The organism is Nocardioides sediminis, assembly GCF_003047295.1.
Taxonomy (GTDB): domain Bacteria; phylum Actinomycetota; class Actinomycetes; order Propionibacteriales; family Nocardioidaceae; genus Nocardioides; species Nocardioides sediminis.
In genome coordinates this window covers 62,792-76,770 of record NZ_PZYZ01000005.1, presented here as the reverse complement: position 1 = coordinate 76,770, position 13,979 = coordinate 62,792, and the positions used below count along the sequence as shown (strand labels likewise).

The 13,979-nt window shown below is 64.6% G+C and carries 14 protein-coding genes; 12 read left to right on the top strand and 2 right to left on the bottom strand.

Annotated elements, in window-relative coordinates; genetic code table 11:
* Positions 1-93 precede the first annotated feature (93 nt).
* On the top strand, positions 94-432 hold the full coding sequence (locus DAI17_RS12690; RefSeq protein ID WP_107773510.1) for a hypothetical protein: 339 nt from the start codon (positions 94-96) through the stop codon (positions 430-432).
* A 43-nt stretch (positions 433-475) separates the two neighbouring features.
* Here DAI17_RS12690 and DAI17_RS12685 read toward each other — a convergent pair whose 3' ends face one another.
* Complete coding sequence (locus DAI17_RS12685; RefSeq protein WP_159081519.1) at positions 476-1,840, bottom strand: nucleotidyltransferase domain-containing protein; 1,365 nt, start codon at positions 1,838-1,840, stop codon at positions 476-478.
* Positions 1,841-1,917: 77 nt separating this feature from the next.
* Entirely contained in the window at positions 1,918-2,697 is a 780-nt protein-coding gene (locus DAI17_RS21000) for a hypothetical protein (protein ID WP_159081518.1), read from the bottom strand.
* 78 nt (positions 2,698-2,775) lie between these two features.
* Here DAI17_RS21000 and DAI17_RS20995 point away from each other — a divergent pair, with 78 nt between their 5' ends.
* The 11 genes from DAI17_RS20995 to DAI17_RS12625 all read left to right on the top strand — a co-directional run bounded on the left by DAI17_RS20995 (position 2,776) and on the right by DAI17_RS12625 (position 13,976).
* Positions 2,776-3,222, top strand: a complete 447-nt coding sequence (locus tag DAI17_RS20995) for a VanZ family protein (RefSeq protein ID WP_159081517.1) — start codon at positions 2,776-2,778, stop codon at positions 3,220-3,222.
* A 149-nt stretch (positions 3,223-3,371) separates the two neighbouring features.
* Entirely contained in the window at positions 3,372-5,156 is a 1,785-nt protein-coding gene (locus DAI17_RS12670) for a polysaccharide biosynthesis protein (RefSeq protein ID WP_234412482.1), read from the top strand.
* Positions 5,157-5,215: 59 nt separating this feature from the next.
* On the top strand, positions 5,216-6,250 hold the full coding sequence (locus DAI17_RS12665; protein WP_107773500.1) for a polysaccharide biosynthesis protein: 1,035 nt from the start codon (positions 5,216-5,218) through the stop codon (positions 6,248-6,250).
* Between the two features lie 44 nt (positions 6,251-6,294).
* Complete coding sequence (locus DAI17_RS12660) at positions 6,295-6,993, top strand: PIG-L deacetylase family protein (RefSeq protein ID WP_107773498.1); 699 nt, start codon at positions 6,295-6,297, stop codon at positions 6,991-6,993.
* The gene (locus tag DAI17_RS12655; RefSeq protein ID WP_107773496.1) at positions 6,993-7,559 is read left to right on the top strand and encodes a sugar transferase; all 567 of its coding nucleotides are present in this window, start codon (positions 6,993-6,995) and stop codon (positions 7,557-7,559) included. The genes DAI17_RS12660 and DAI17_RS12655 overlap by 1 nt, the downstream gene beginning before the upstream one ends.
* A gap of 11 nt (positions 7,560-7,570) precedes the next feature.
* Positions 7,571-8,425 (top strand): formyltransferase family protein, encoded by an 855-nt coding sequence (locus DAI17_RS12650; RefSeq protein WP_107773494.1) that lies wholly within the window; start codon positions 7,571-7,573, stop codon positions 8,423-8,425.
* A complete protein-coding gene (locus DAI17_RS12645; RefSeq protein WP_107773491.1) occupies positions 8,422-9,654 on the top strand; it encodes a glycosyltransferase family 4 protein in 1,233 nt (410 codons plus the stop codon). The genes DAI17_RS12650 and DAI17_RS12645 overlap by 4 nt, the downstream gene beginning before the upstream one ends.
* Positions 9,549-10,559, top strand: a complete 1,011-nt coding sequence (locus DAI17_RS12640; RefSeq protein ID WP_107773489.1) for an NAD-dependent epimerase/dehydratase family protein — start codon at positions 9,549-9,551, stop codon at positions 10,557-10,559. The genes DAI17_RS12645 and DAI17_RS12640 overlap by 106 nt, the downstream gene beginning before the upstream one ends.
* Entirely contained in the window at positions 10,556-11,674 is a 1,119-nt protein-coding gene (locus DAI17_RS12635) for a polysaccharide biosynthesis C-terminal domain-containing protein (RefSeq protein WP_107773487.1), read from the top strand. Before DAI17_RS12640 ends, DAI17_RS12635 begins: the two co-directional genes overlap by 4 nt.
* On the top strand, positions 11,671-12,792 hold the full coding sequence (gene wecB / locus DAI17_RS12630; RefSeq protein ID WP_107773485.1) for a non-hydrolyzing UDP-N-acetylglucosamine 2-epimerase: 1,122 nt from the start codon (positions 11,671-11,673) through the stop codon (positions 12,790-12,792). Before DAI17_RS12635 ends, wecB begins: the two co-directional genes overlap by 4 nt.
* Before the next feature lie 38 nt (positions 12,793-12,830).
* A complete protein-coding gene (locus DAI17_RS12625; protein ID WP_159081515.1) occupies positions 12,831-13,976 on the top strand; it encodes a glycosyltransferase in 1,146 nt (381 codons plus the stop codon).
* Positions 13,977-13,979 lie beyond the last annotated feature (3 nt).

The following is a 13,979-nucleotide window of genomic DNA, read 5'->3' as shown; positions in this document are numbered from 1 at the left end:
CGTGCACGGGCGCTCCACACGGGCTTTTCACACCCTCTCGCGGCGGTCTACTTCGTGGCCTCGGGTCCCACCCACCGCCTCGAAGGAATCGCCGTGAGCTCGCAGTCCCGCGTTGCCCCCACCCGCCGTACCGTCCTGCGCGCCGCAGCGTGGACCGCGCCGGCGGTCTCCATCGCGGTGGCCGCACCGGCCTACGCAGCGTCCACGTGCGACACCATCACCGGCACGCGCAACGGGTCGAACTACTACGCCAAGATCACGTGCAGCGGGACGATCAGGTCGGTACAGATCGGCTCAGCGGTCGCCGTTCTGACCGGCGGTCAGTGGCATGCCCAGCTGTCGGGAGTCGGCAACACTGACGCCAGTCAGGTCGTCACCGTCAAGATGACTGCCGCCACGATTCAACAGGCAGTCGTCTTCACCAAGGCCTGACGCCCGCGGACGTCACCTTTCCGTCGCGACTGGGTCGCCTTGTTCAGCCGCCTCGTTGTAGCGAACGTCGTGCAGCGCTACTGGACAATCGCATGATCTCCGCGCTCCTGTGGGCCAGGACCCGTGGCACGGCTTGCCAGGCGGACGGCGTGTCGAGTCCTGCTGCAGCGTCGAGCGGGAGGAGTGAGAGAGACAGCTGGCGGAGCAGATCGTCGGCCTCCGCGCCGGCCCGCCTCAGGGCCACAAGGGCGCCGTAGAGTCCTGCGCCTGGAACCCGGGTGGCGACGTTCACGTGAGAAGGACCGTGCTGCCGTTCGACGGCGTGGTTCCACACCTCGCCGGCAATATGCGCGGCCTCATGGATTATGGGCGGGGCGCCGGCGGGTGAGCCGAAGATCCGCTCGGCAAGGCCCACGCTGAGGAGCTGGTCCTGGCGGAGCGGGCGGTCCGCGGACCGCCAGACCAAGGGATCGTCCATGAGCAGGCGGACGTCGAGCAGACCCCGGAGCCATCGCCAGTGGTCCTTGGCGGTGTGCGTGGCGGAGTGCGCCAGGGCGTCGTACGGCGCGAGCGTTGACACGTCGTGCCAACCGACGGACACGGTCGCTCGTCGCGACCACAGGACGTCGAAGTCTGGAAACGCGTGGCGTACGGGGCCGAGGTGCCAGTGGAGGTCGATGCTTCCGATGCCGCCGACGAGCGGGAGCTCGTAGTAGTCGCGTACGAGCCTCCTCCAGGCCCACGAGTCCCCGGGACGGGAGAACCCTCCCGCCGCGACCCAGCCTTGGGCGGCGAGCACGGCGCAGGCACGTTCCAGATCGTCGGGCGGGACCAACAGGTCGTGGTCTCCCGTCCCCCGCGCGGCGACGTCGTGGTGCGCCTGCACGGCCAGTGCCAGGCCCTTGAAGACGAGCACGCGCACACCTGACTGCTCCAACGCGGTGACGATCTCCGCCAGCTCGACCGCGAGCTTCTCGACGGTGGCCGTCTCCTGGAGCGCCTTCGCGGTGAGCCTCGCGGCGGAGGCCGCCGGCAGGTCCAGGACCGGGAGCGCAGCAGCCACCGTCGGAGACACTCGGTGTCGATCGGCGGCCGCGACGAACTGCTGACCAGACACCTCAGGAGGTAGGCGCCACACGGAGCGATTGCCGGAGATCACGTGATGCAGAGCGTCACGCAGCGCGCTGACGCTGGCGTCGGTGAATGGCTCGGACTCGACCGGCGAGTCGTCAGCCAGCACCCCGTGCGCCACCAGGTCGAGCACATGCTGCATCGTCAGGTCGCGGGCGTCGAGTGGCGGCTCTGGCGAGCCGAAGTCCGCGACCACATGGCGGGTGATCGCGTCGAGGTCTGTGCTGCCACCGGTCGGTACGCTCGTCAGGATGCGCGTCGCGATCTCCGACAGCACGACCACCTGGTCATGGACGAAGACCGCTGCCCGGCCGTCCTCGACGTAGACGTCGCGCAGGTCCCCGTGACTGATCCTCATCTCGCAGCCTTCTCGAGGAGGCTTCGGACCATCGGCTCGAGCGTGTGGGCCTCCGAGTAGGTGACGCGGTGCGCTCCCCCCACGCGGTGGACGACGTCAGCCAGTCGATGCAGCGGGTGGTCTAGCTGCCCGAGAAAGGATGCCTCGGGAGCCATTGCCGCGAGCGCATCGATCGTCTCGAGAGGGGCGACGGCAGGCTCGGCGCCGTGCTGCGCGTCGCGGGAGACGATGAACAGTCCAGCGACATGGCAGGGGCGCTCGACCGTCCGCAACCCGAGTTCCGAGGGTGCGACCTGGTCCTTCACGTGTCCGGTCCGGATGATCGACAGGGGCTTCGCGTACGGAATCATCGTGCCGTCGCGATCGATTCCCGCAGTCTCGTCGGTCAGGTAGGCGAAGTGGGTCCCAAGCGTCCTGGCTGCGGTTGTCTTTCCCGTGCCGGACGGCGCGACCAGGATGGCGGTGGCGCCAGTGTCAGGGTCCGCCAGACCGGCCGCGTGCAGCATGACGAGCTCGCCCGCACGCGCGGCGATAGCCGCATGTGTCACGGCGGGGGAGAGCCGGTGGAGCACCTCCGCGATGTCGAGGCCCGACACGTCGGCGTCGGCCGGCCCATCCACGGCGACGCTGATGGCCGTCTGGTCCGGTGGCGACGTGGTGCGGCAGTCCTGCCATGCTTGCCCGACGGCGGAGGCAAGGTCGGGACCCCGCACGTCGAGGGGGATCACGACACCGAGCGCTTCGACGCAGATACGCGTCACCTCCGGCTCGGACACCCCGCGAGGATAGGCGAACGCAGGCCTGTGGTGCGCAGATTGCCCGACACGATGCAACGCGGATGGGAGCATGTCGTCGTGCCTGACCGATTCCGACGAGCCGCAGCTGGAGCGCTCGTCGCCTACGTCGGGTTACTGGCTTTCGTGCTTGGGCAGACGGATGCGTCGCTTGCGATCTCGGTGGTTGGTCGGTTCGCGCACGTCCTCGACCTAGCTGGGGCTCCTGGCGCGCTGACGACCGGATCGCGTGCGGAGTTCGTCCTCAACGCCGCGATGTTTGCGCCGCTTCCGCTGCTGGCGGCCCTGACCTTCCCGAGGCACCCGTGGGCCAACTGGGTCGTCTACGGATTCGTCGGCTCCGTGGCCGTGGAGGTCGTCCAGGCACTGTGGCTCCCTCTGCGCTCCGCCCAGTACGTCGACATCGTCGCCAACACGGCCGGGAGCCTCATCGGAGCAGTAGGCGCGGTGATGATCCAACGAGCATGGACCGCCCGCACCCATTGGGGTGGGAAAGTCCACGTGTGAGTAAAGATACGTCTCAAATGAGGGCGTTCTTTTGCGACAAGTCCTCCCTGACGCCGATCCTTGGACTAGTCCAGTAATCAATCGGGGGGAAACTCGTGCTCAGGGATCACCTGCAGCGGCACATGCGTGCGCGCCGCACTGCGGCTCTGATGACCTACGACGCGGTCGTGCTTGTCCTCGCCTACCTCATCGCCATTGCCTTCAGGTACGACGGCAGCGGTCAGAACGCCGCCGTCGACCACGTCGCCGCCATCATCGCGTGCGCAGTCGGGCTCCAGTGGCTCAGCGGGTTGGTGTGGCGCGTCTACCTCGGCCGGGTCGGCGTGGCGACGATCGAGGAGACCATCGCGCTCAGCCTGGCCACCGCCTCGGCAGGCCTGGTCGTGATGCTCGCAGTGGCCCTCTCAGATCCGCTGTGGATCGCTCGCAGCGTGCCCCTTTCCGCGACGTTCCTCGGCATGTTCTTCATGGTCACCGGACGTGCCGTGTGGCGCTACCGAAGCGACCACGTCTTCGTGACCCGCCCGGACCAGGGCACGCGCACCATCGTGGTCGGCGCAGGCGCGACGGGAAGCCGGTTGGTCAACTCGATGCTCCGCCACCCCGAGGCCGGCTTCGTCCCGGTCGGGTTCCTCGACGACGACCGCTGGAAGCGTCAGCGGCGCCACTTCGGCATCCCGGTTCTGGGCACGCTGGCGGACCTGGAGCGCGTCGTGAAACAGGCGGGCGCCACGGCGGTCGTGGTGGCTATTCCGAGTGCGTCCAAGGAGCTCATCAAGCCGATCGCCGACACCGCGCGAGAGCTCGGCGTGGCAGTGAAGGTTCTTCCGTCCTACTCGGAGACCTTCTCCAACAAGTCGACGGTGGACGTCCGCGACGTGCGCGACGTCAACATGCGCGACATCCTGGGCAGGGCCGCGATCGAGACCGACCTGACGGCGATCTCCGGCTACGTCAACGGCAAGCGGGTGCTGGTCACGGGCGCCGGTGGGTCCATCGGCTCCGAGCTGTGCCGTCAGCTCGTCAAGTTCGGCCCCGAAGAGCTCATCATGCTCGACCGCGACGAGTCGGCCCTGCACTCGGTGCAGCTCTCCATCCACGGACGCGCCCTGCTCGACAGCGGGGACGTCGTCCTCAACGACATCCGCGACGAGGCCGCACTCCGCCAGATCTTCCAGGACCGGCGTCCCGAGGTCGTCTTCCACGCGGCAGCGCTCAAGCACCTGCCCATGCTCGAGCAGTACCCCCACGAGGCGATGAAGACCAACGTGCTCGGGACCGCCAACGTCCTGCGCGTCGCCGCCGAGGTCGGGGTCGAGACCTTCGTCAACATCTCGACCGACAAGGCCGCCGACCCCAAGAGCGTGCTCGGTTACTCCAAGCGCATCGCCGAACGGCTCACCGCGGCCACGGCGCGCCAGGCCGAGGGCTCCTACATCAGCGTGCGCTTCGGAAACGTCCTCGGTTCCCGCGGGTCGGTGCTCCACACCTTCACCGCCCAGATCGCGGCGGGCGGGCCCGTCACGGTCGTGCACCCTGACATCACCCGCTACTTCATGACCGTCGAGGAAGCAGTGCAGCTCGTCATCCAGGCCGGCGCCATCGGACAGGACGGCGAGGTGATGATCCTGGACATGGGCACCCCGGTGAAGATCGTCGACGTCGCGAAGCAGTTGATCGAGATGTCCGGCAAGGACATCGAGATCGTCTACACCGGACTGCGTGAAGGCGAGAAGCTCCACGAGAAGCTCTTCGGTGGCGCGGAGAGCGACGAGCGCTCCAGGCACCCCCTCATCTCCCACGCTCACGTGTCGCCGCTGTCGTCCGAAGTCGTGAGGTCCTACGACCTTGATGGAACCCACCTCGGCATGCGACAAGCCTTCGAGGACTGGGTGCGCCTGCCAGATCCCGTCGCGGCCCTGAGCAGCCACTAATTCCTCCGATGCTCGCGCGTGCGAGCATCGATCCCGCATCAACCCCACCCACCACTTGAATGGAGCACGTCTACGTGTCGACGAATGTCGATCCTCAGTCCACCGTCCTGGTGACGGGAGGGACGGGCTCGTTTGGGTCCACCATGGTCCGTCGTTTGTTGGATGCAGGCATCGAAGAGGTGCGAGTCCTGAGCCGGGATGAGCTCAAGCAGGACAACATGCGTCGCTCCCTCGACGACGACCGCGTGCGCTTCTACATCGGTGACGTACGGGACTTCGACAGCGTGGACCGAGCCACCCGGGGCGTTGACTATGTCTTCCATGCGGCAGCGCTCAAGCAGGTCCCGAGCTGCGAGTTCTTCCCGATGGAGGCAGTCCGGACCAACATCATCGGAAGCGCGAACGTCATCGAGGCAAGCAATGCCAACGACGTGAAGTCGGTGGTGTGCCTCGGTACCGACAAGGCGGCGTACCCGGTCAACGCGATGGGGATGTCGAAGGCGATGATGGAGAAGGTCGCGCAGGCCTTCGCCCGCAACAATCCGACGGCGAATACTGTGGTCTCCACGGTGCGCTACGGCAACGTGATGATGTCGCGTGGTTCGGTCATTCCGCTGTTCGCAGAGCAGATCCGCGCGGAGCGTCCGCTCACCGTCACCGATCCGCACATGACCCGCTTCCTGATGTCTCTTGACGACGCGGTCCTGCTCGTCGAGCACGCTTTTGGCATGGCGCGGCCCGGGGACCTCTTCATCCGTAAGGCACCCGCTGCCACGATCGATGTGTTGGCCAGGGCAGTCGGACAGGCACTGGGAGTCGAGCCCGACATCAAGGTGATCGGCACCCGACATGGCGAGAAGCTCTACGAGACGTTGGCGACGCGTGAGGAACTTGCACGTGCTGAGGATCAAGGGGACTACTTCCGCGTGTCGGTCGACGCCCGCAACCTCAACTACGGCGAGTACTTCGACGAGGGCGACAAGCGAGAGTCGGAGATGGACGACTATCACTCCCACAACACCGAGCGACTGGACGAAGACGGTGTCGTCAGGCTCCTGATGGGCCTGCCTGCCTTCCGCAAGCTCCTGGCTTGAATCGACACGTTCCCGATTCGCTGCCCCACCTCGGAAGAGACCTCATGACGAATGACAGTGTTCTGATCGTTGTTGCGCATCCTGACGACGACGTGCTCGGGTGTGGCGGCACGGCCTATCGTCTCGCCCAGCGCGGCGTGACTGTTCGCCTCGCGATCCTGTGTGGACAGGTGACCGCGCGAAACCACCGCCCAGAGGACACGGCGCTCGCGGACGACATGCGTCGGGCTATCGAGATCCTTGGGCTCGAGGAACCCATCGTGGGCGACTTTCCGAATATCCAGATGAACACCGTTCCGCACCTCGAACTTGTGCGTTTCGTCGAGCACGCGATCGTCGCGACCCAAGCAACGCGAATCTTGACATCGCATCCAGGCGACCTCAACGACGACCATCGTCAGGTCTCGGCGGCCACCCAGGCCGCTGCGCGCCTCGGCCAGCGCGGCGCCAAGGTGCCACCGCTGAAAAGCCTCCACTACATGGAGATCCTTTCGGCGACCGACTGGGCATACCGTGGTGGAGACGCCTTCGCTCCAGACACATTCTTCGAAATCGGTCTCGACGGCCTGGACGCCAAGACGCAGGCGCTCGCTGCATACCGAGACGTGATGCGGCCGTACCCCCATCCGAGAAGTCCGGAGGGCCTCGCCGGGCTCGCCGCAGTCAGAGGAGCGGCGGCGGGATTGCAGCACGCTGAGGCGTTCCAGACGGCCTACCTGGACCTCGGCCAGGTGATCCGCTGATGTACGCGTCCTTCGGCAAGCGTCTGGTTGACCTGCTCCTCTCGGGAATCGCGACCATCGCGCTCAGCCCGGTGTTGCTGCTCACTGCGTCGGCTATTCGGTTCGAGGATGGCGCTCCGATCGTCTACCGTCAGCGACGAGTGGGGCAGAGCGGGCGCACGTTCACAGTGCTGAAGTTTCGAAGCATGCCCACCGGGACCAAGGTGGCGCCCTCTGCAGGTATGGGCGCGGCTACCGTCACGAAGGTCGGGAGAATCATCCGGCGGCTCAACGTGGATGAGCTACCCCAGCTATTCAACATCCTGCGCGGCGAGATGTCGGTCGTTGGTCCAAGGCCTGCCTTGCCGTCTCAGACAACTCTGATCAGTGACCGCGCCCGAGGCGCTGCGCACGACGCGCGCCCCGGCCTGACTGGGCTGGCCCAGATCCGCGCATATGACGGCATGACCGAAGCAGCAAAGGCTGCTTACGACAACCAGTACGCCGAACGTGTCACGTTGCTGAACGACCTCAAGATCATCGCCTCCACCGTGGGCTACCTCTTCAAGCCCCCTCCGACCTACTGAGGAACATAGCTGTGCGAATCGGTTTCATCACCTGCGTCCGTCTCGGAGAGAGCTGCCTTGAAGAACTAGCCTCGCTGGGCGCGGAGCTCGTCTACCTTGGAACGTTGCACGACGACATGGCTCCCAACAAGTCAGGTCGCATCTACCTCGACGACTTCGCAGAAGCGCATGACGTCCCGCTGTACAAATTCCGCAACATGAACGATGCGGACGCTGTCGCGCAGGTCCGCAATGCGGAACTTGATTGGCTGTACGTCATCGGGTGGAGCCAAATAGCCAAGAAGGAGTTATTGGCCGTGCCCACACAGGGCGTCCTCGGCATCCACCCGACTCTGTTGCCGGAGGGGCGCGGGCGTGCGTCCATCCCATGGGCGATCATCAAGGGCCTTGATGAGACTGGCGTGACGATGTTCAGGCTCGATGAGGGAGTCGACACGGGGCCCATCCTTGGGCAGGTGCGCGTGCCAATCGCTGCAAACGAAACATCAAGCACCCTGTACGACAAGGTCATCGCGGCACACAGAACCCTCGTCCGGGAGACCTTTCCGGGGGTTGCAGATGGCACCGTCGCCATGCTTCCTCAAGACGACTCACAGGCGACCGAGTGGCCCGGGAGGACCCCCGCAGACGGCGAACTGCATCCGAGCAGTATGAGCGCGGACGACATCGACCGGCACGTCCGGGCGCTGACCCGACCGTATCCCGGCGCGTTCATCCGACTGACGTCGAACGAGACCCTCCGGATCTGGGAGGGAACCCCTGGGCCCGCAGAGACCGGATGCGCCATCGAGACGGCATCGGGCATTTACACCGCAACCGTCTACGACAGGGAGGTCATGCCATCGACCGATGAGGTCGCCTCGTGAAGATCGGAATGATCAGTCAGTGGTACGAGCCCGAACGCGGATCGGCGGCCCACCCAACTGCGATCGCCGAGGCTCTGCATTCTCGGGGACACGAAGTGCGAGTGCTCACTGGCTTCCCTAGTTATCCGGACGGCAAAGTGCACTCGGGGTACACGATGAAGGGCCGCATGCGGGAGACCCGCGGCGGAGTCGAGCTACTGCGTGTTCCGGACGTCCCGAGTCATGACCAGAACGCGATCCGTCGTGCCCTGACTCTCACCAGTTTCGCTGCGTCAGCAACGACACAGGTGGGATGGCTTCGTGGGTCTGACGTCGTCCTGACCTACCTGACCCCAGCAACGGTCGGCCTCGCATCGTGGGCATTGAAGCGGGTGGAGGGCACCCCCTACGTCTTGTACGTGCAGGACTTGTGGCCCGAGACCGTGACCGCCAGCGGGTTCATCCGCAACGCGCGGGTCAATGGGATGGTCGAACGCGGCATCCATCGTGCCATGCGCAAGCTGTACCGGGACGCAGCGGGAGTCGTGGCTATCAGCCCGACCATGGCAGCAACCCTTGCAGACCGGGGCAGTCGAGTGTGTCCGATCTCGGTGCCCAACTGGGTCGATGAAGACGTGTTCAAGCCGGCCGACCGCAACCGTCCCCGACACTTGCCACCCGACCGCACCTGGATCATGTACGCAGGCGGCATCGGCGATCTCCAGGCGCTCGATCACGCTGTCCGGGCAGTCGGCATGCTGGTCGACAGGCCGGACATTGGTCTTGCGGTCGTCGGTGAAGGCGTCGCCCGGCGCGCACTTGAGAAGCTGGCGCAGCAGGTCGGTGTCACCGAGCGTGTGCTCTTCCTCGGCAGCCGCCCGATGGACGAGATGCCGGAGCTGATGGCTGAAGCCGCGGCTCAACTGGTCTCGCTGAGGGACCTGCCACTCTTTCGCGGAACGATTCCGAGCAAGATTCAAGCTGCAATGGCTTGTGGCTCGCCGATCGTGTGTGCCGTTGCCGGCGACGCCGCAGCGCTGGTAGCTGACGCACAGTGCGGACCAGTGGTTGAACCCGAGTCCTCCGCGGCCTTGGCCGAGGCATTCGTGAGAGTGGCTGACGCATCGGTTGAACAGCAAGCGGAATGGAGGAGCGCGGCTCGCCACGCCTACGTGGCGACGCTCTCTGCCCAGGCTGGGTCGGCGCGCCTGGAAGAAGTGCTCCGGTCTGCCGCCAGGGTTGGCTCATGACTTGCGTGGCGGTGATTGGTGCCACTGGGTTCATTGGTCGCCATGTGGCACAGGCCATGTCAGCCCGGGGTGCGGACGTGGTTTCTGTTCCGGCCCCTCGGTTGACCACGAAAGCTCGCAGCCTTCCGGGCATTCGCGCCGAGCTGGAGTCCCCAGAGATCCGGTCGGTAGTTCGCAGATTAACCGCCTCACTAGGAACCTGTGACGTCGTGATCAATGCCGCGGGAATAGCGGACGCCACCGGCGCGGGTGACGCAGTGTTCGGAGCGGATGCACTGCTCCCGGGTGTCGTCGCTCTTGCGGCGCCCGAGGAAGCGCGAGTGATCCACGTGAGCTCTGCTGCGGTGCAGGGACGGCGTCCAGTGCTCGATGAATCTGCGGAGTACTCCCCTTTTAGCGATTACTCGACCGCCAAGGCTTTGGGTGAGCAAGTCGCACACGTGGTTCGGCCGACGTCCGTCCTGTTCCGACCGACTTCTGTCCAAGGTGCTGAACGCCGCGTTACCCGGCAACTGTCCAAGATCGCTTCAAGTCCGCTCTCAACTGTCGCCGGCTCCGGTATGCGCCCAACTCCCCAGGTGCTCGTCGAGAATGTGGCTGACGCGGTCACTTATGTGGCGCTGACCCGTGAAACGCCGCCTTCCGTCGTCATCCAGCCGTGGGAGGGATTGACCACCGCCTCGCTTCTATGCCTGCTCGGGGGACGCGCGCCCAGGTCGTTGCCGATGGCGGTCGCGTTTGCATTCTTGAAGATCCTCTTCTTTGTCGGTAGGCGCTCGTCCAAGGCGGCTGGGATTGCGCGCCGCGCAGAGATGTTGTGGCTCGGGCAGGACCAAAAGCCTGGCTGGCTAGCGGGACGCTGGACGGCGCCACTAGGCCCCGAACGTTGGAAGGAACTCGCGTGACCATCGCAATTACCGGAGGCTTCGGGTTTCTCGGGTGGCACACCTCGTGCCGTTTGCGCGCGCTTCAAGGGGTGGAGCCGGTGCGCTTGGGGCGGGATGACTTCGCCAGCTCGGAGCGCCTGGCTGCGCGGCTCGCCGGGGTTTCGCAGATCATCCACATCGCTGGGATAAACCGTGCGGAGTCCGACGAAGCCGTCGAGGAAGGTAACGTCGCGCTGGCCGAAACCTTGGCACTCGCTATTCGAGCCAACGACGGACCCGTCGAGCTCGTATACGCGAACTCGGTGCAGGCGGACCTCGAGAACCCGTATGGTCGCGGTAAGGCTCGTGCGGCTGAGGTATTGAGAGCCCTCGTGGCCGAGGTGGGCGGAACGTTCGCGGACTTGCTGCTGCCTAACCTGTTCGGTGAACACGGCCGCCCGGGCTACAACTCGTTCGTCTCGACCTTCGCCCATGAGGTGGCGGCCGGACGCACGCCCACCGTCACCGGTGACCGTGAGATCCCGCTCCTGCACGCCCAGGATGCGGCCGCAGTCCTGATCGATGCTCTCGGTACGGACACGCGCACGGTCGTGAACGGCGAGCCGATCGCGATCAGCGACGTGCTGCGGTTCCTCACCGAGACCCACGAGCTGTACGGGACTCGCGGCGAGGTGCCCGACATTTCGACACCCATGCGTCGCAACCTCTTCAACACATATCGGGCGGCGGCGTTCCCCGACATGTGGCCGGTATCGCCCCAAGTGCACTCGGACAACCGCGGCGATCTCTTCGAGACGGTCCGCGCCCACGGCGGGACGGGTATGGCGTTCATGTCGACCACGCTGCCCGGCCAGAAGCGGGGCGAGCACTACCACCTGCACAAGGTGGAGCGATTCTTCGTGGTGCAGGGTGAGGCCGAGATCCAGCTGCGCCGTCTGCTGCACGACGACGTGGTCACGTTCCGCCTCAGCGGGAACAAGCCGTCCTTCGTCGACATGCCCACTCTGTGGGTCCACAACATCCGTAACGTGGGGGACACCGAGTTGATCACCATGTTCTGGGCGGACCAACTGCTCGACATAGACAACCCAGACCAGTTCCCCGAGATGATCTCCCAGGAGACAACCGCATGAAGGTCATGACCGTCGTTGGCACCCGTCCGGAGATCATCCGACTCGCGGCCGTGATCAAGCGGCTAGACGTTACGCCGGGGATCGAGCACGTGCTCGTGCACACCGGGCAGAACTACGACTACTCGCTCAATCAGATATTCTTCGACGACCTCGGCCTCCGCGCTCCTGATCACTACATGGGGGTCGACACCTCGAGCTTGGGCAGCGTGCTGGGCGGCGTGCTCGTCGGCACAGAGCATGTACTGGTTGACGAGAAGCCAGATGCGCTCCTTGTTCTGGGCGATACGAACTCATGCATCGCAACGGTGATGGCGAAGCGCATGCGAATCCCCACGTACCATATGGAGGCAGGCAACCGCTGCTTCGACGAGAACGTGCCGGAAGAGACCAACCGGCGCCTCGTCGACCACGTCGCCGACTTCAACTTGGCCTATACCGAGCATGCCCGTCGTAACCTGCTCAACGAGGGTCTGCACCCCCGCCGCATTCTCGTCACTGGGTCGCCAATGCGCGAGGTGCTAGACGCCTTCCGTGACCAGATCGATGCCTCAGACGCGCTCGACCAGCTCGAGCTCACTGCGGGGGAGTACTTCCTGGTGAGTGCGCACCGCGAGGAGAACGTCGACCTACCGCAGCGCCTACTGGCGCTCCTAGAGTGCCTAGTTGCGGTGCGCAATAAGTGGGGGAAGCGGGTTGTCGTTTCGACGCATCCCCGCACAAGAAAGCGGCTCGAGGCATTGAACCACAACCATGACCTGACCGACATCGATTTCATGGCGCCGTTCGGTTTTCATGACTACAACAAACTTCAGCTCGAGGCCGCGTGTGTCCTATCCGACTCGGGAACGATCTCAGAAGAGTCTTCTATCCTAGGATTCCCTGCGGTCACACTGCGTGACTCCATAGAACGACCGGAGGCCCTAGATAGTGGCTCAATCATGATGACCGGGCTCTCGTCTGCGGACGTCGTGCGTGCCGTCGGTATCGCAATGATGGATGGTGCCGTAACCTCCTCCCACCCGGACGGCTACGAGGTCGGCGATACAAGTAATCGAGTAGTTCGCTTTATCTGTTCAACCGCGGCGCGACATGCCGAATGGTCAGGAATTCGGCAGTGAACCCCTGGAGTCCGAGGCACGACACGACATCTCCCGGCGTGCTGGTGCTGGTGCCTCATTACCCCCCCGCGTTCCTCGGAGGCGGCCCGGCAAGGACCGTCGAGGCCATGGTGCAGGGTAGCGAGTTCGCGTCTGCTGTTAGCGTTATAACGTCGGGAACAGATCATGGCGCGAGTGAACCCATGGATGTACCCCAAAATCAGTGGACTCGTCGAGGCGACGCACGGGTCTGGTATGCGTCTGCAGGCAACCCTTATCACCTGTTTCGAGCCATTATCCTCTCCGGATACGCCAAGCCCAGTTCGGTGTATCTGAATTCACTATTCAATCCCCGATTCTCCATATTGCCTCTGCTTCTTCATCGGGTTGGCCTGTGGCGTGGCGCGCAGATTGTGGTGGCGCCGCGAGGAGAAGCCGACCCCGGCGCCCTCAGGCTCAAGTCTGGCAAGAAGGGGCGCTACTTGTGGTTCGCGCGCAAAGTGGGCCTGTTTGACAGGGTTACTTGGCACGCATCAAGCAGCCTGGAAGCCGGTCATATCCGGAACTTGGGAGTCGAAGGCACGATCCTAGTGAAGGAAAACGAAACCCTCCTTCCCCTCGAGGCTCATGTCAGTCCGCAGGAGCGAAGTTCGACGACCCACTTTCTCTATGTGGGACGAATCTCACCCAAGAAGCAACTGGAACTGTTGATTCAAGGTCTAGCGCAAGTGTCCGGACGGTACGTTCTGCACATCGTTGGCGAAGCGGATGACCCCGCATATGAACGCGCTTTGAGAGAGTCTGCTGCGCCCTTGGGTGCTCGTGTCATTTGGCATGGCGCCGCGGACCGAGCGAGCGTATTCAGTCATTTTGATCGATGCCAAGCTTTTTGTCTCCCCACCGCGGGCGAGAACTTCGGGCACGTGATCGCAGAAGCGCTCTCGCGATCTTGTCCGGTCGTCGTCATGGACGTAACCCCGTGGACCGAAGTAATTGCTGACGGGGGTGGAGTGATCGTGAAGAGCGACTCGGTCGCAGCCTGGAGCGAGGTCTTGGAAGGGATTCTCCTCGACGCGGAGAATCACGCCGCGCGGCGAGAGAGTGCCGGCCGCGCATATGAGCGGTGGCGGGTCTCCGTTGACCAGCGGAGTTTCCTAGACTACCTGCTCAATGGGGAGCGCGACGAACTCCAATCCGGTCAGTGATCG